The sequence below is a fragment of the Micromonospora profundi genome (genome assembly GCF_011927785.1).
Taxonomy (GTDB): domain Bacteria; phylum Actinomycetota; class Actinomycetes; order Mycobacteriales; family Micromonosporaceae; genus Micromonospora; species Micromonospora profundi.
Window position 1 is genome coordinate 5,520,331 of record NZ_JAATJK010000001.1, and the last position, 15,690, is coordinate 5,536,020.

Genomic DNA, 15,690 nt, shown 5'->3' on the forward strand with positions numbered 1-15,690 from the left:
CCCTGGCCGCCGTGGTGCCGGAGGAAGGGCTACGCGAGCCCGGCGATCTGCGCCCGCCACCACTCGTCGATCATGTCGACAGCGTTGGAGGGCAGCCGGAGACAGACCCATTGCCTTCCACCCGCATGCCAGGACTTTTCGCTACGGGTGGCGACGTGCCGCACCAGGTCGCCTCGGTTCCCGCACTTCCGCACGCCCTGCGCCCCGGCGGCCCGCTGCGGCTCCGCTACCTCGGCTCTCGCCGTCGGATGACCTCGCCGACGAAGTCCGCTGCCGCCGCCGCGTCGTACGTCGGCTGCCGTTGCAGGCAACCCCAGGCGGTCAGCACCACGCCGCCCCGGACGGCCGGATGCGGCGCGAGCAGCAGACTTCTCGGGTTTGCGTGGACGAGCCGCCGCATCTGCGCGACGACCTCGACCGGGGTGTCCGGCGCGTACAGCAGGGCGACCTGGCCCTGCTCCAGCGCGTGCAACGTCAGTCCATCCGGAATGGGCCTGTCGTAGGCGCCCGGCGCCAGGCTGAACGGGAAGTGCGGGCCGGAGGTCGGGGGCTGCGACGAGTACCGGACCGAGGCGGCCTCCGCCTGCGATATGTGCGGGCTCTCCAGCACAGGTACGGTCTCGCCGGCCGGACACGGTCGTGGGCCCGCGTCGGCCTCCGAACGGGCCCCGGACCCGAACAGGGTTCCTCCCGTGAACAGGGTGGCCACCAGCGCCCCGATCGCCGACATCGTCGCCGTCCGCCACCACCAGCGGTGCGGGTGCAAACTCACAGCAGCGCTCCCATCCGTCGCAACCGGCGCTCACGCAAGGCGATGACGACCGGCGCGATCAGGCCGAAGACCAGGTAAATCAGCACGACCAACGACTCCCAGAAGGCGACCGAGGCGGGCGAGAACGCACTGAGGTTCGCCAGCACCCAGGCGCCCATCGCGATGGCGAACGGCACAGCGAAGGTCACGGCCATCCACCACATCACCACGATTCCGGCCAGGTACACGAGGCCGAACCAGCGTGCGACGGCCCGATCGCGCGGTCCGATCGCGTCCAGTTCGACGCGCTCGTCGTCGGTCAGGCGCCAGAGCCGCCACTTGGTGGTCAGCACCGTGGCGCGGTAAAGGTTGTGGCACTTCAGCGCGTTGGCCAGGACGGCGTACCCGTCGCTGCGCAGGAACACCCCCGCCCACTGCCAGACGACGCTGAAGATCAGATAGAGGATGACCACCCGCAGCAGCCGGTCCAGTGCGGCGGGCATCGTCGTCACGCCGACGATGTGGGCGTACCGCAGCGCCAGCACGAGCGCGAGCACCGTCACGTCGAACGCCATGCCCGCCAGGAAGGGGCCGTAACGAGCCCGCCGGCCAATGGTGAGGAGCTGGCTGAGGTCGGTCTCGAAGACGAGGTAGATGCCGCGTCGGCTGACGCGGAACGCCGCGGGTATGCCCACCGCACGACCGGCGAGCCAGTGCCAGATCTCGTGCAGGGCTGCCAACGCGAAACCGATCGGCACGTAGAGGAGCACCGCCAGCAGGGGGTCGGTGAGCCACCAGATGTGATCGTAGGAGGGCCGCAGCGCCGGCTCGGTCGCCAGCATGGCCACGGAGGCGGCAGCGGCCCCCGCGTACAGCAGCCAGGCCGGCCAGCCGAAGAACACCCGGGCCACCCGTGGGCTGACGCCCTCGATCCAGCGGATCGTGCCCCGGGGCGCCCCGGTCGATCCGGACGTCTCCGACGCGCCGTCGCCGCGGACATCGTCGAGTAGGCCCGCCGCGGCAAGGCCGTCGAGGAAGTCGGCGCCGTCCACTGCCGTTCCGGCCGCCGTGCTGGCCCGGTCGGTGGCCGCCGCGATCGAACTACCCGCCTGCAACGCGCGGACGAACACCGCTCCCGGCTCGGGCACCGCGACGTACACGCCGAGGTCGTGCCGGCCGAGGGTGAACTCGTCGCCCTCCTGCGCGACCATGAGCAGCCGTACCGCTGCCGGCACGCCGACCGCCAACACCGGCGATCCGTCCATCGCGAACTCCTCGCCTCGCAGCGGACGGCCCGGGTCGCAAGACTTCCCAGGCCGTCCGTGTCCTGTCGTTCACAGCCGATCCGGTCAGCTGTCGGTGGGGCCGCCAACAATCACGGTGACTCGCACACTCTCGATCCGTCGGATCTCGATCTTCATTTCGCCTCCTCTCCACGGTCCTTCGAACACGGTCAGCTGCCCACGATCGCCTCCGTGCGTGGAGAGCTGTTGGTTTGTGGGTTCGCGCACTCACACTCGTCCTGGCGCTGCCAGGCAGTCGTTCGCATCGCACAACCGGCGGCGAAGTCGATCTCGAGCGGGTTGCCGGCGTACGCGGGCGGCTCGAACCGGGTGAGGTAACGGAGCACCTCGAACGCGGACAACGAACCGAGCAGCCCGGCCACCGGGCCGATCCCACGATTGCTCCGCGGCTTGGTGCGGAACAGGTCGGCAGCGGTGAACGCGACAGCGGCGTCACCGCTGGCCGCGTCGCGGCTCTGGTTCGCCATCGTCCGGGCGCAGGCTCGGCATGCGCTGTTACCGGGGTCGACCGACCAGACGATGCCCTGGGTGACCCAGATCCCGGCCCGCACATACGGTATGCCCCGCACCACGCACGCGGTGTTCACCCAGTCGTCGATCCCGTCCGGGCTGTCCACCCCCGACAGGACGACGTCCGGGCCTGCCACGTCAAGCAGCCGGAGCACGTCCGCAACTCCGTCGATGCTCGCCTCGACCGAGCGGACGTCGATGCTGGGATCGAACGCCCGCACCCAGGCGGCGGCCCGCTCCACCTTGCTCTTCCCGACGTCGTCCCACCGGTAGAGGTACTGCCGGGCGAAGTTGCGCGGCTCGACGACGTCACGGTCCGTCACGGTGAGGCGGCCCACGCCCAGGCCGCACAGGTGCGGGATGGTGTTCGAGTTGAGGCCGCCCGTGCCCAGCACCAGGACATGGGAACGGGTCAGCCGCTCCTGGAAGTCCTCCCTGCTCCGCGCCAGGGTGGCGAACGACTCGAAGAACGCGAGGTTCGAGTAATACCGACCGGTGGCGCTGTCCCCCAGCCGCCCCAGCCGCGCCCCGTTCTCGAGCAGGCCATAGCCGTCGAACGTTTCGATCGCCGCGAGCACGTCGTCGACCGGCACGTCGCGCCCGCAGCGGTCGGACAGGGCACGGGCCAACGTCTCGGGAGTACGCCCGCCTTCCCGTAGCAGGTCGAGCAGGGCCTCCACGCTACCGTCGTGGTCAGTGACGATGAACGAGTCGCGGAAGTCGTAGACGATCTGGACGTCTGCTCCGGAGCGTTCCCAGACGACCCCCTTCAACTGCGGCAACATGCGCTGGCCCTCCCGGGTTGCAATCGACTCACTGGCCACTACGCCGTCCCACGGTGGCGATACGTCCTCTGCCACGGGCCTTCTCCCGGGCTGTTCTCGACCAGCCTGCGGCGGCCCCGGTCCGGCAGGTGTTTCTGCACCGCGACCCCCCGCACATCGGCTCGGCGTACGTATCCGAAGTGGCGCGAGTCGTGGCTGGAGCGGCGGTTGTCGCCGTACACCACGAGGCAGCCGGCGGGCACCGTCTGGTCGTTCCACCCCAACTCCGGTGGGACCGGCTCGCCGGGTACCGCGACGACCCTCTTGATCAGCCACGTCGTGGCCAGGTCGGTGGCAGCACCGCCTGCGTTCGCCGACGCCTCCTCGTGCCTTTTCGGATGCGCGAAGACGACGATCATGTCCGCGCGGATCGCGCGCAGCGGCATCTTCCGAACCAGGATCGTGTCGCCGTCGTTCAAGCTCGGATGCATGCTGCCGCCAGTGACGGTGATCATCACGAGCTGACGGCGTGCGACCCACACCGCTGCGCCGCCCAGCAGCGCCAGCGCGCTGATCAGCCCCGCTACCGCTGCCATCAGAACCGCCCCCGGCCGGGGGTCGCGTCCACTCGCCGCAGGTCCACGAGGTCGTCCATGAAGACGAGAAGTGCCACAGCCACAAGCGCCAGCAGCGTCACGGGCAGCAGGTCGACCCACGCCGGCGTCCGATCCGGCCCGGCGGTGGCCGCCAGGACTCCGGCGGCACAGACCGCCATCAGGAAGCCGTTGCGGTACAGGTGCCGTATTCCGAGACGGCCGGAGCGGAAACCGAAGCAGTGGCAACGGGCACCGACCCCGGACCGTACGGTGCGGAGGATCGCCGCGCTGAACACCGCGAGCAGAGCCGACCCGACGACGAACCCGACAACGGCGGTGAAGCCACTGACCAAGAGGCCGACCACTGCAATTTCGACAATGCACACCGACGCTGCTGCGGCTCGGGTCAGACCCGCCGGAACCACACGCATTGCGGCGATCTCAGACCGGAAGTCGGCGAACCGCGCCGGAGAACCGACCTTGCCGGCCGAGGAGATCAGGAAAACCAGGCCGATGGTGAGGCGACAGCCGAATTCCAGATAAGCGATTCCCATTGTTCAGCCCACCACCGCATCGGTTTCCTGATAACCCCTGGCCTGGAGTTCGAACATTCCCGCGTAGATCCCGGATCGGGCCATCAGGTCGGCGTGCGTGCCGGCCTCGGCAATCTGACCCTCGTCGAGTACGGCGACGACATCCGCCGCCTTGGCCGTCGACAGCCGGTGCGAAATCACCACCGTCGCCACCCCCTGCCACACGCCCCGTACGCGTTCCTGGATATCCGCCTCGCTGACCGCGTCGAGGCCGGTGCTCGGCTCGTCGAGGATCAACAAGTGCCGCCGTCCGCGCAGGAAAGCCCTGGCCAGCGCCAGCCGTTGCCACTGGCCACCGGAGAGGATCACGCCGGTGGCGGCGTCGTCCGCCTCCGCCGCGCTCTTGAAGAGCCGGGTCAGCAGCGTGTCGTAGCCGCGGGGAAGGGCGCTGATCGCGTCGTCCATCCCGGACAGTCGCGCGGCACCTCGAATGGCGGACAGGTCGTCCATCTGGTCGATGTCGCCGAGGCCGATGTTCTCCCGCGCGGTGAGGTCGTAGTGCATGGCGTCCTGGAACACGGCGCTTATCGCGCCGCGCAGTGCGGCCAGGTCCAGCTCCCGCAGGTCGACCCCGTCCCACAGGATCTGCCCCCGGGTCGGGTCGTAGAACCGGCACAGCAGCTTCACGAGGGTGCTCTTTCCAGTGCCGTTCCTGCCGACCAGAGCCACCGAGGCGCCCGCTGGGATCCACAGGTTGACCCCGCGCAGGATCCACGGATGAGACGGTGAGTAGCGGAACCAGACGTCCCGCAGCTCGATCCCCTCACGGAGCGTCGTGACCGGACGAGGCTGCACCGCGTGCGGCAGGTCCGGCTCGGCGGTGACGACCGACTGGAAGTGCTCGAAGGTCAGCAGGTCCTCGTACGTCCGCGCGAGGCTTCCGGAGAGCGCTATGACGGCGGCCTGGGCCGCGCCCACCGCCGCGATGTACAACGCGACGTCACCGACGGTGGCGGTGCCGTTGATGGCGGACATCACGATCCACGCGAACCCCCCGCCGGTGCCGACGGCGCCGAGCACGCCGAGGCCGGTCAGCGTCAGCAGCTCCCGGCGGTCCTGGGTGCCGTGGAGCGCGTTGATCTGTAGACGCTCGCGACGTACGCGGCTCTTCAGATAGTCACCGATCCCGTAGAGCCGCACCTCCTTCGCGGCGCCGATACTCGTGATCAGGCCGGCGAAGAAGATCTCCCGCCGCTCCAGCGGACCCAGGTCCCACAGCAGGGCCGCCCGGCGACGGGCCAGCATGAATTCCGCAGCCGCGGCCGGCGCTGCCGACAGGGCCAGGAACGCCGCCGTCACCGGGCTGATGACGCCCACCGAGTAGAGCAACGCGGTGGTCGTCAGGACACCGCCGGCGATCGCGAGGATCCCGGACACCGCCCTGCTCGCCGTCTGGCCGGCCGTGGCCTGCGCGTACCGCAGCCGGTCCTGGAGTTCTGGGCTCTCGAACCGGGCCAGGCCGGAGAAGCGGTTGACGGCCTGGTAGAGAACGTCCTGCGCGTACAGGCTGGACCGGTAGCCGCCCAGCTTGTCGAGGAAGGACTGAAGATGGGAGGCGACTCCCATCATCAGGCCAGCGGCGACGAGACCGGCTGTCGCCCCCGCCGCGAGACCCGCGTCCCGACCTCCCACGCCGTCGACAACCGCCTTCGTCAGCCAGGCGATCGTCACCGGAAGAACGGCCTGCAGCAGAGCAGTAGCGGACTGTGCACCGAGGAGCGCGGGCCCGGCCCTCCACGCCAGGGACAGGACCGGGCCGACGCGCCGCAGGTTGGGCGAGATCCAGCTGCCCGACGTCGCTTCCATCACCGTCGCTCGACTTCCGTGTCGCAGATCAGTTCCCGGCCACGGCCGGAACAGGAAGGTCGATCTCCGCCAGTTTCGTACTGCTCTGTCGGATCGTCCCGGTTTCGTCGATCACGTAGAAGGCCGGGTACACCGAGCTGTCGAACGCCTTGATGACGTCTCGGGTGGCCGTCGGAACCACGGTGTCCACGAGTGCGGCGAGCTGGTCGCGCAACGCGTCCGCCTCCTCGCCGGAGCCGTTGACCACGCCGATGACCCGGTGTCCGGCGTACCGGCCCTGGCCGACCTCACGAATGAATTCCGGAAGGGCGATCTTGCAGCCTGCGCAGCCCGGCATGAAGAACGCCACAAGCGTGGGGCCGGCCAGGCTGTCCCGGGCGAAGGTCCCGCCGCCGAGGGTTGCCACCGCGACGTCGTCGATGCGGTGTCCCGGCTGCGTCAGACCCTCCTGACTCCCGGAGCCCGCCAGAATTTCGGTGTGCTCCCGCAGGCGCCGAATGATGCCCATCCCGAGAACGAGGTTGAACAGGGAGATAACACTCAATATCAAGACCGTGATAAGTAACGAGGTCAGCATGACTGCTTCCGATCGGGGATGAGCACTGGGCTCAAGCCGGTGGTGGGCGCGGGGCCCACCACCGGCCTGATGGCTACTTAGGGCCGCTAACGCACGTGACGGTCCGGCAGTCGCCGGAACAGACGCAGTAGCCGTTCCTGAAGGCCCACCGTGAGTAGGCCTCACACTTGCAGTCCCAGGCGGCAGCCGAGGCGGACGGCACGAAGCGCGACAGCGCCCGGTATCCGATGTTCTCGATCATTCGAATCATGTTTCACCTCCCCGATTTGTTGTGAGAAAGCGGCGCAACGGATCCCGATTGGGGACCGCAGCCGCTTTCTGCCAACCCAGACTGGCAGCGCGGTCTTGCCAAGGTTTTTCCATCCGTATGCCAGAAGGCTTCCGCCGACCGGCAGCTCACTCGCGCGCCCGCGCCCGCGCTCGTCGCCGTAGCCACCGCCGGGGCTGCGGGAGGGCTGGTGCGGTGGCAGGGCAGCCATCGCGTACCGGGCGACCTCTGCGACGGCTGGCGGGCCGAGCGGGAAGGGCTGACGGTCACGCTCACCCACCGGGAGTACGGGTCGAGGCTGAGCATCGCACCGTCCGCGCCGGACGGATATCTCGCCGCCACGGTCACTGGCACCCTCCTCGGCGCCGCCGCCGGTGTGGTGCTCGCTCCGGACTCAGGAGGAAGACCCGGTGGATCCCCGCGTGACAACGGCTTGCCGATGGGCCGCGCTGCCCTCGCGGTAGAACACGTAGCCGCCGTGGTGCAGGACGTCGCCTTCGAAGCGGCCGTCGGCGGTGAAGCCGGTGTCATCCCAATAGTCGATGTGGTCGCCGGTCACCTCGTACCGGCCGGTGTAGGCGCTGTCCCGCTGGCCACGTGCCTCGTCGTAGCGGCCGTTGGCCAGCAACTCCTGCCGGATGTGGTTGTCGGCGGTCACCCACATCCCGACGTACCCGTGGGTGATGGTTTCGGTGGTCGAGGGCCGCGCCGTTGCCTGCGCGGGTTGTGGCGTGGACGATGTCTCCGTCGCGCAGGCGGTGAGCGCCGCCGTCGCGACGATGCTGGCAACCGCCCCGGACACCTTGCGCTGCTCAACGCTGGACATGTCAGCCTCGCTGCCGGGTCGGACGGATGATGATTTCGTTGACGTCGACGTCCGCAGGCTGATCGACTGCGAACGAGATCGCCCGCGCGATGGCGTCCGGGGAGATCGAGTTCTTGCGGTATTCCCGCATCGCCTCGCGGGCGACCGGATCGCTGATCGTCTCGGCCAACTCGGACTCGACGACGCCGGGCGTGATCGTGGTGACCCGCAGGCTCGGGTCAGCCTCCAGACGCAGACCCTCGGTGATCGCCCATGCCGCGAACTTCGTCGCCGAGTACACCGCGGAAGTCGGCACCACCTCGTGGGCGCCGACGGAGGCAACGGTGATCAGATGGCCGTTGCCCTGCCGCTGGAAGACCGGCAGGACGGCGGCGATGCCGTGCAGCAGACCGCGCACGTTGACATCCAGCATCCGGTCCCACTCGTCGACAAGCAGGGCGTCGAGCCGGGACAACGGCATCAGCCCTGCGTTGTTGACGATCACGTCGACCCGCCCGAACTCGGCGACCGCGCTGTCGACGAACGCCGCGACGTCGCCGCGATCTGTCACGTCGAGCCGCCGTACCCGGATGTTGTCGTGGCGTTCGGCGAGCGCGGCGAGCCGTTCCCGCCGCCGAGCGCCCGCAACCACGTCATGCCCCTCGCCGGCCAGACGCAGCGCGACAGCCTCGCCGATCCCGCTGCTCGCACCGGTGACCAGAACTACCTTCTTCGTGGACTCCATGAATCCACCCTCCGGCCTCCGGCGGCCGTCAACCAGGGTGCGTCACACCCCCGCAGACCGTCCTGGCAGCCGGCCGTCCGTGGCTATCTTTGGCGCATGGACGGCACCAATCCACTCGGCGACTTCCTGCGCGCCCGGCGTGAAATGACAAACCCGGACGAGGTCGGAATCGTCTCGTCGGGCCGACGCCGGACGCCGGGTCTGCGGCGGGAGGAAGTCGCCCAACTGTCCGGGGTCAGCACCGATTACTACACCCGTCTGGAGCAGGGGCGGGAACAGCACCCGTCCGACCAGGTGCTGGACGCACTGGCCCGCACCCTCGGACTCGACCCCGAGGAGACGGCACACCTGCACCTGCTGACCAGGACCAGGCGCGGTCCCGTCCGCAGGAGGCGCCGTGAGACCGTCCGGCCGAGCCTGCTGCGCCTGATGGACGGCTGGCTGCACACCCCCGCACTGATCGTCGACCGCAGAATGGACATGTTGGCAGGTAACGGGTTGGGGCGTGCGCTGTTCGCCAAGGCGTTCGAGGACGACGAGCCCAACCTCGTCCGGTTCGTCTTCCTCAGCCCGGCAGCCCGTTCCTTCTATCCCCACTGGGAGCACGTCGCGCAGTCCAGCCTCGGCGCTCTGCGCGCCGCCGCCGGCGACCTGCTGAACGACGCCCGACTCACCGACCTCGTCGGGGAGCTGTCCTTGAAGAGTCCGGAGTTCCGCCACCTGTGGGCACGTCACGACGTACGGGGAAAGACCCACGAGGCGAAGGTGTTCAACCATCATGACGTCGGCGAGTTGACCCTCACCTACGACTCCCTCACCGTCGACGGCGCCGCAGGCCAGCAGCTGATCGTCTACCAGGCCGAGGCCGGCAGCCGCTCGGCGCAGGCATTGGCGCTGCTGGGAACGGTGGCCGCCGAGCTTCCCACCTCAGCACCGGTACGGCGCTAGACCGCCGAAAACGCATTGCCCGGTCTCCCGGACCTGCGGCAGCCTTCCACAATGATCAAAACTGTTGTGCTCACCGAGGACGACTGGAAGACCTGGCGGGAGCTACGGCTCGTCGCGCTGACCGAGGCGCCGTACGCCTTCGGTTCCCAACTGGCGGACTGGCAGGGCGACAACGACCGCGAGGACCGCTGGCGCGGTCGGCTGGGCATCCCCGGTTCGTACAACATGGTGGCGACGCTCGACGGGCAGCCCGTGGGGATGGCCAGCGGAGTGCCGACAGATCAGGACGGCGTCGTCGAGCTGATCTCGATGTACGTGGCACCGGCGGGCCGTGGCCGAGGTGTCGGCGACCACCTCGTACAGGCGGTCGAGCAGTGGGCTCGGCAGGTCGGCGCAGGGACGCTACGGCTGGGCGTTGTGGAGGACAACAAGCACGCCTGGGCGCTCTACCAGCGAAACGGCTTCCACGACACTGGTGAACTCGGCAGCCACATGCCCGACGGCATCCGTCGGGAGCACATCATGATCAAGAGCCTCGCCGCTTAGCGTTGCCGCGCCCAGCGGCGGCACGCACTGGCACGTGATGGCATAGCAACTCAGAGATGATGAGAAGGTGATCTCACTGGAATCTGCCTGACAGATCGCCAGATGTGCCCTTCCGAACACTGGAGGTTCCGTGGCCAAGGGCTACTGGGTCAGTGCCTACCACACCATTTCAGACCCTGAGAAGCTGGCTGCCTACAACAAGCTGGCCGGTCCGGCCGTCCAAGCCGGGGGCGGGCGGCTCCTCGCCCGTGGCGGTCGGATCGTCGCACACGACGCCGGAATCGCCGAGCGCACTGTCCTGATCGAGTTCGACAGCTTTGAGCAGGCCATCGCGGCACACGAGAGTGATGCCTACCAGGAGGCGCTGGTCGCCCTATCCGACGGCGTCGAGCGCGACTTCCGCATCATCGAAGGCATCGACTGACCGGAGGCTCAGTCGGCTCGGCGTTCGACTCCACCGCCGGCAGACCGCCAGCCGCTCGGCGGCCTGTGTCGGCGACAGGTTGACGTTCACCACTAGCTCCAGAAGGCGTCTGATGATTGGCATCAGGCGGTGGTCGGCAATGCCCCTGTCGTGGTGGACAAACGAACGGGCGAGGCGCCCTTTTGCCTGAACCCTGGCGGTGGAGGACAAAGAGGCTGCGGTGACGGCGTAGCTACTCGGCTACAAGAGCGGATCTCCTCGTCGGGGGCCGGTGGACGGCCCGGCGCTCCTGGGCGTGCCGGCCTCGGTGACGGTCGTTTTGATGACGGCCGCTATCCGTCGTTCGATGGCCCTGCTGTTGGTGGGTGCCGTCGTGATGGGAGTGCTGTTTATCCCGTGTGGCGGCCTGGCATTTTTCATCGACCACGAGGGGATGGACGGGGCCAGCTTAGATTCATGGGCATTGGTCGCCCATCTGGTCGGCATGTTCCTCGCCTTGCCCGCTGCGGTCATTGCGGGTTGGCTGCACTGCCGCGACAGCCGACACTGAGGCCCGGTGTGGCCGGACGGCCCGGCGGGAGAGGGCGTCTATTCGGCGCAGGAGGCGCCGGATCCGAGGTTGGTCATTGCGTTCCATAGCTCACTCTCGGTCAGTGGCGGCACGGGCAGTGGGTGCGCGCGGTCGGCGCGGAAGGCGTCGAGCATCAGGTAGAGGTGGCGACGCCACGCGTCGGGTCGTACGTCGCGGGTGGCGGCGGCGATACGGCTGTGTGACCAGATGACGAAGGCCAGGTCCTCGGGGGTCAGGTCGGCCCGCAGCATCCCCTGGTCCTGCGCACGTTGCATGGCCTGTCGGGCGAGGCCACGAATGCGCATGAGCTGCTCTTCGATGTAGCCGGACACGGGTAGGCGCATCGAGGCCAGGTCGTTCATGCCGCGGTCGTCGGCCTGCAGTTCGCACATCGCCTCGAGATACCGGACGAAGCCGACCCACGGATCGTCCGCGGCGACCGCCTCCTCTGCCGCGGCGGCCCAGGCGCGGAACTTCTCCTCGAAGGCCGCTTGAACCAGGTCGAGACGGGTGTTGAAGTGCCGGTACAGGGTGCCGATGGCCAGTCCGGCCGCCTTCGCGATGCCCTCCAGCGGTGCTTCCAGACCCTCTCTGGCGAAGGCGTCCGCAGCCGCCGCGAGCAGCGCTGCGCGGTTCCGTTGCGCGTCGCGCCGGAGCGTGCGGGTCGGACTCGCGGGTGATGCCGATGCTGCCTCCATGTGACGAACCTATCAAGTCGAGGCAACCCTCATCTTGCTAGCCTCGAACATGAGGGGACCCTCCGGTTCGCCCGCCTCATCCCGGCAGCCACGGGATGAGCCCTCGAAACTGTGTCAACCAGGAGCAGAGGAGCGCGAAAGCGGGACGGATTTCAGGCAGGACGGCGATCGTGACCGGCGGCGCCATGGGCATGGGAGGCGCCACCGCCTGGGAGCCGGTCAACCGCAGCACGGATTTCGACGACTAGCGGTCGCTGATCTGAGGGACTGCCGGACAGACAAGAAGCAGCAGAGAACAAAGGAGCGAAGGATGGATTGGACGAAGACAACGGCGTTGGCCTCGATAGCCGTGATGACCGTCAGCGCGTTTCCCGTTGCGGCGCAGGCGTCATCGGGAACCGCACACAGTAAGCACCGGGTGGTCGCCACGTTCGACGCCGCGCGAGGCGAGAATCCCGAGAACATCCTGGTGGACAGGGACGGCACGATCTATCTGACAATGCTGTTCGCACACTCCGTCGTCAGGATCACTCCGGACGGTCGGCGTACGTCGGTCGTACTTCCGGGAGACCGCGCCCTGGGCATCGCACGCGATCCCCGGACCGGCGCCCTCAACGTGGCGGTCAAGAGGGACGAGCCGGCCGAGGCGGCGATCTGGACGGTGCCCGAGAACGCCTTCCACTCCACCGGCAAACCGGTGCGCTCGGTGGTCCTGCCGTCCACAGCGCTCCCCAACAGCATCGCGTACGACAAGAAGGGCACTCTCTACGCGGCCGACATCCAGGGCTCGGTGTGGCGCGTCGAACCCGGACAGCGCGAGGTCCGCAAGCCGTGGCTCACACATCCGTTGCTCGAGCCCACGGGCGAGATGTACGCCGGGGCCCCGATGCCCGGCGCCAACGGCCTCAAGATTCGCGGCAGCGCGGTCTACGTGGCGAACACCGCGCGGGGCACTCTGGTCCGCGTACCCGTTGCGAATGACCGCCCGGGCACGCCCAAGATCGTTCACCGCAACCTGAGGACCATCGACGACTTCGCCTTCGACGAGGAAGGCAACGTGTACGCCGCGCTCAACACGGTCGACCGCGTCGTCCGGGTGGCCCCCACCGGACGGGTGACCACACTACTGACCCACGCCAGTGCCGGCCTGCAGAACCCGACGTCGGTCGCGCTCAGCGACCCGCGCCACGGCCGCACGCGCCTGTACGTCAACAGTTCGGCCTTCGCCGCTAAAGACCCGCATCCCGCCCTGCTCGAACTGCGGCTGTCAACGTGGCCGGCCACGACCGTCGATACGACATCCAGGTGGGCGCACAACCGGGCAGCGTAACGCCCGAGCATGACCAGGGCGGTTCGGTCGCAGTAGCCGGCCGAACCACCCGAACACGTGCCGGAACCGCTGCCGCCGCACAGTGCGACTTCGCACGTAATCAGGTCGGCCCCAGCCGGCGAGGGAGGCGCCGCTGCGGCGAGCGGGGGTCGCTGACGCGAAGCTGCACGCCGCCCGGCACACCGCCGGCACCATGATGGTCGCCTCTGGCACCGACACTCGGATCGTGCAGGAGATCCTCGGGCACACGCAGATCACGACCACACAGATCTATGTGGATATGGCGCAGAAGGTGAAGCGGGAGGCGGTCGACCGGGCGGTGTCCGCGCTGATGGATGGAGCCTGGCGGCGCTACTGCAACGCGATGCTGCAACGGAGCGCCCGAACGGCTGATCTCCGGGAGGTATGAGAGAGGCCCCGTGACCGTGGCGTTTCGCCTGGTCACGGGGCCTTTCTTCTTTCCGAGCCGCCTGACGGAATCGAACCGTCGACCTACGCATTACGAGTGCGTCGCTCTAGCCGACTGAGCTAAGGCGGCAACGATCAGCAAGTGTACGGCACCGCCGGCCGAGGACCGCACGGGATACCCCCGCCCCGCTCACTGCCACTAACCGGACAACGAATGCCATCTGGACGTTTACCGGACAGCGGATCACCGGAAGCGGCATTAGGCTGCGGCGGGTGAGCGACGATCACACCCCTCGCACCCCCGACCCGACGGACGCCCGCCCCGATCCCGTACCCGCCGACGAGCGGGCCACCCACCGGCCGCGCTCCACGGACCCGCTGGAATTGGGCTTCACCCCGCGCAAGCCGGTGCCGTGGCTGGCCCCGTTCCTGCTGATCAGCACGGGTATCCGGACGTTGCTGGCGATGCTGTTCGGGGCGTACCTGGACAAGCGTGAGTTGCAGAACGCGTTCGGCGACGGTGTCTTCCGCCAGGCCGGTCCGGACGGCGGTCTGTGGCTCGACTACGTGGCTGACCTGGGCGACGGCTTCAACGCCACCTACTCGGTGGCGTACCTGCTGGCGCAGCCGGAACTGACTGTGGACGGGCACCGGTTGCCCCGCGCGCAGACCCTGGTGATGGGCGGCGACCAGGTGTACCCGTCGGCTGCCTACGCCGAGTATGAGAACCGGTGCAAAGGCCCCTACCAGGCCGCGCTGCCGGTGGCGCCGCCGGAGCAGCCGACGCTGTTCGCGGTGCCCGGCAACCACGACTGGTACGACGGTCTGACCGCTTTCCTGCGGTTGTTCGTCCGCTCCCGGGACCGGAACTTCGGCGGCTGGGGCACCGGGCAGTCGCGGTCGTACTTCGCTGTGGAGTTGCCTGCCGGCTGGTGGCTGCTCGGCGTTGACGACCAGTCCGGCTCGTACCTGGACGACCCGCAGCTTGCGTACTTCGACGAGGTGGCCCGGCGACTCGGCCCGGAGTCGAAGGTCATCATCGCGGCGCCGGCGCCGACGTGGGTCAAGGCCGCCGACCATCCGACGGCGTACGACTCCATCGACTACTTCATCCGCACGATCATCGACCCGACCGGGGCGAAGGTTCGGCTGCTGCTCTCCGGCGACCTGCACCACTACGCCCGCTACACGGGAACCGACCGCCAGCTGATCACCTGTGGCGGCGGTGGCGCGTACCTGTATCCCACCCACAAGCTGCCGGAGCGCCTTGAGGTGCCGCCGCGCGACACGTTGGCGCGAAAAGCCAGCCGCGCTCGGCCGTACGACCTCGCGGCCCGCTATCCGGACGCGGCCCGTTCCCGCCGCTACGGCTGGGGCATCTTCGCCCGGCTGCCGTTGCGCAACCCGGGCTTCACCACACTGCTCGGCACCCTGCACACGTTGCTGATGCTGGCCATGGCCGGCGCGACCGCCAACTGGACCGACGCCACCGGGCAGCGCCTGTTCAGCGTTCCGTTGGTGGCGATGGTGCTGGTCACTGTGGCGGCCGCGGTCCTTTTCGCCCAGCCGCCCAACGCGAGCGGCAAGAGACACGTACGGCACTGGATCCTCGGCGTCAGCCACGGCGTGGCGCACGTGGCGCTGGCCGCTGCCGGCACCTGGGCGTGGCTGGCGCTGCCGTTCTACGACTGGCCGTGGCCGCTTCCGGCCGTTGCGGCGGTGGTGCTGTACGGCCCGGTGATCGGGTTGGTGTCCAGCCAGCTCGTGGCGGCGTACCTGCTGGTGGCGGGGTCTTTCGGGGTGAACGTCAACGAGCTGTTCGCCGGGCAGGGCATCGAGGACTCCAAGTCGTTTCTCCGGTTGCGCATCGACCCGGACGGCACGCTGACCATCTATCCGATCGGTGTGGACCGGGTTGCGCGCGACTGGCAGGTCAACCCCGACCAGTCCCCCACAGCGAGCTGGCTGACCCCGAAGACGCAGCTGACCCCACGCCTGGCCGAACCCCCGGTCACCCTTCACTGACGTGGCCAGTGAAGGGTGACC

17 protein-coding genes and 1 tRNA gene are annotated in these 15,690 nt (G+C 68.6%); 7 read left to right on the plus strand and 11 right to left on the minus strand.

All coding sequences use genetic code 11. The annotated features are described in order from the left end of the window. Positions 1-226: 226 nt before the first annotated feature. The 9 genes from F4558_RS24480 to F4558_RS24520 form a co-directional block, all read right to left on the minus strand. Complete coding sequence (locus tag F4558_RS24480; RefSeq protein WP_157552856.1) at positions 227-772, minus strand: DUF3105 domain-containing protein; 546 nt, start codon at positions 770-772, stop codon at positions 227-229. Then, positions 769-2,016 (minus strand): hypothetical protein, encoded by a 1,248-nt coding sequence (locus F4558_RS24485; RefSeq protein ID WP_053658774.1) that lies wholly within the window; start codon positions 2,014-2,016, stop codon positions 769-771. The genes F4558_RS24480 and F4558_RS24485 overlap by 4 nt, the downstream gene beginning before the upstream one ends. A 188-nt stretch (positions 2,017-2,204) precedes the next feature. Continuing rightward, the gene (locus F4558_RS24490; RefSeq protein ID WP_053658772.1) at positions 2,205-3,350 is read right to left on the minus strand and encodes a HesA/MoeB/ThiF family protein; all 1,146 of its coding nucleotides are present in this window, start codon (positions 3,348-3,350) and stop codon (positions 2,205-2,207) included. Between the two features lie 38 nt (positions 3,351-3,388). Further along, entirely contained in the window at positions 3,389-3,925 is a 537-nt protein-coding gene (locus tag F4558_RS24495; RefSeq protein WP_053658770.1) for a S26 family signal peptidase, read from the minus strand. Further along, positions 3,925-4,479, minus strand: a complete 555-nt coding sequence (locus F4558_RS24500) for a MauE/DoxX family redox-associated membrane protein (RefSeq protein WP_053658767.1) — start codon at positions 4,477-4,479, stop codon at positions 3,925-3,927. Before F4558_RS24500 ends, F4558_RS24495 begins: the two co-directional genes overlap by 1 nt. A gap of 3 nt (positions 4,480-4,482) precedes the next feature. Then, positions 4,483-6,324 (minus strand): ABC transporter ATP-binding protein, encoded by a 1,842-nt coding sequence (locus tag F4558_RS24505; protein WP_053658766.1) that lies wholly within the window; start codon positions 6,322-6,324, stop codon positions 4,483-4,485. Between the two features lie 28 nt (positions 6,325-6,352). Beyond that, positions 6,353-6,901 carry a TlpA family protein disulfide reductase gene (locus F4558_RS24510; protein ID WP_082377619.1) on the minus strand — a complete coding sequence of 183 codons (549 nt, stop codon included), beginning with the start codon at positions 6,899-6,901 and terminating at the stop codon, positions 6,353-6,355. Between the two features lie 662 nt (positions 6,902-7,563). Next, positions 7,564-7,995, minus strand: coding sequence for an Atu4866 domain-containing protein (locus tag F4558_RS24515; protein WP_053658762.1), 432 nt, complete (start codon positions 7,993-7,995; stop codon positions 7,564-7,566). Between the two features lies 1 nt (position 7,996). Then, positions 7,997-8,719, minus strand: coding sequence for an SDR family oxidoreductase (locus tag F4558_RS24520; protein ID WP_053658760.1), 723 nt, complete (start codon positions 8,717-8,719; stop codon positions 7,997-7,999). A 96-nt stretch (positions 8,720-8,815) separates the two neighbouring features. Between F4558_RS24520 and F4558_RS24525 the strand changes: the two genes are divergently transcribed. From F4558_RS24525 to F4558_RS24540, 4 genes are all read left to right on the plus strand, one after another. Then, complete coding sequence (locus F4558_RS24525; RefSeq protein ID WP_053658758.1) at positions 8,816-9,667, plus strand: helix-turn-helix transcriptional regulator; 852 nt, start codon at positions 8,816-8,818, stop codon at positions 9,665-9,667. A gap of 51 nt (positions 9,668-9,718) precedes the next feature. Further along, entirely contained in the window at positions 9,719-10,213 is a 495-nt protein-coding gene (locus tag F4558_RS24530; protein ID WP_053658757.1) for a GNAT family N-acetyltransferase, read from the plus strand. A gap of 130 nt (positions 10,214-10,343) precedes the next feature. Next, complete coding sequence (locus F4558_RS24535) at positions 10,344-10,637, plus strand: DUF1330 domain-containing protein (RefSeq protein ID WP_053658755.1); 294 nt, start codon at positions 10,344-10,346, stop codon at positions 10,635-10,637. A 322-nt stretch (positions 10,638-10,959) separates the two neighbouring features. Beyond that, positions 10,960-11,187 (plus strand): hypothetical protein, encoded by a 228-nt coding sequence (locus tag F4558_RS24540; protein ID WP_157552853.1) that lies wholly within the window; start codon positions 10,960-10,962, stop codon positions 11,185-11,187. Between the two features lie 38 nt (positions 11,188-11,225). Here F4558_RS24540 and F4558_RS24545 read toward each other — a convergent pair whose 3' ends face one another. Beyond that, a complete protein-coding gene (locus tag F4558_RS24545; RefSeq protein ID WP_053658752.1) occupies positions 11,226-11,906 on the minus strand; it encodes a TetR/AcrR family transcriptional regulator in 681 nt (226 codons plus the stop codon). A 310-nt stretch (positions 11,907-12,216) separates the two neighbouring features. Between F4558_RS24545 and F4558_RS24550 the strand changes: the two genes are divergently transcribed. Then, entirely contained in the window at positions 12,217-13,236 is a 1,020-nt protein-coding gene (locus F4558_RS24550; protein WP_167946118.1) for an SMP-30/gluconolactonase/LRE family protein, read from the plus strand. A gap of 133 nt (positions 13,237-13,369) precedes the next feature. Beyond that, complete coding sequence (locus F4558_RS24555) at positions 13,370-13,645, plus strand: tyrosine-type recombinase/integrase (RefSeq protein WP_082377617.1); 276 nt, start codon at positions 13,370-13,372, stop codon at positions 13,643-13,645. A 55-nt stretch (positions 13,646-13,700) separates the two neighbouring features. Here the strand turns inward: F4558_RS24555 and F4558_RS24560 are convergent. Next, positions 13,701-13,774: transfer RNA gene (locus F4558_RS24560), tRNA-Thr, on the minus strand. A gap of 134 nt (positions 13,775-13,908) precedes the next feature. Here F4558_RS24560 and F4558_RS24565 point away from each other — a divergent pair. Continuing rightward, the gene (locus tag F4558_RS24565) at positions 13,909-15,669 is read left to right on the plus strand and encodes a metallophosphoesterase family protein (RefSeq protein ID WP_209274651.1); all 1,761 of its coding nucleotides are present in this window, start codon (positions 13,909-13,911) and stop codon (positions 15,667-15,669) included. The last annotated feature ends 21 nt before the right edge of the window (positions 15,670-15,690 follow it).

What these genes read in the sequence shown, in the direction of transcription:
- F4558_RS24545 (WP_053658752.1), bottom strand. Translation starts at nt 11,906, where the DNA reads ATGGAGGCAGCATCGGCATCACCCGCGAGTCCGACCCGCACGCTCCGG.
- F4558_RS24495 (WP_053658770.1), bottom strand. Translation starts at nt 3,925, where the DNA reads ATGGCAGCGGTAGCGGGGCTGATCAGCGCGCTGGCGCTGCTGGGCGGC.
- F4558_RS24525 (WP_053658758.1), top strand. Translation starts at nt 8,816, where the DNA reads ATGGACGGCACCAATCCACTCGGCGACTTCCTGCGCGCCCGGCGTGAA.
- F4558_RS24510 (WP_082377619.1), bottom strand. Translation starts at nt 6,901, where the DNA reads ATGCTGACCTCGTTACTTATCACGGTCTTGATATTGAGTGTTATCTCC.
- F4558_RS24500 (WP_053658767.1), bottom strand. Translation starts at nt 4,479, where the DNA reads ATGGGAATCGCTTATCTGGAATTCGGCTGTCGCCTCACCATCGGCCTG.
- F4558_RS24540 (WP_157552853.1), top strand. Translation starts at nt 10,960, where the DNA reads ATGACGGCCGCTATCCGTCGTTCGATGGCCCTGCTGTTGGTGGGTGCC.
- F4558_RS24520 (WP_053658760.1), bottom strand. Translation starts at nt 8,719, where the DNA reads ATGGAGTCCACGAAGAAGGTAGTTCTGGTCACCGGTGCGAGCAGCGGG.
- F4558_RS24505 (WP_053658766.1), bottom strand. Translation starts at nt 6,324, where the DNA reads ATGGAAGCGACGTCGGGCAGCTGGATCTCGCCCAACCTGCGGCGCGTC.
- F4558_RS24550 (WP_167946118.1), top strand. Translation starts at nt 12,217, where the DNA reads ATGGATTGGACGAAGACAACGGCGTTGGCCTCGATAGCCGTGATGACC.
- F4558_RS24515 (WP_053658762.1), bottom strand. Translation starts at nt 7,995, where the DNA reads ATGTCCAGCGTTGAGCAGCGCAAGGTGTCCGGGGCGGTTGCCAGCATC.
- F4558_RS24485 (WP_053658774.1), bottom strand. Translation starts at nt 2,016, where the DNA reads ATGGACGGATCGCCGGTGTTGGCGGTCGGCGTGCCGGCAGCGGTACGG.
- F4558_RS24530 (WP_053658757.1), top strand. Translation starts at nt 9,719, where the DNA reads ATGATCAAAACTGTTGTGCTCACCGAGGACGACTGGAAGACCTGGCGG.
- F4558_RS24490 (WP_053658772.1), bottom strand. Translation starts at nt 3,350, where the DNA reads ATGTTGCCGCAGTTGAAGGGGGTCGTCTGGGAACGCTCCGGAGCAGAC.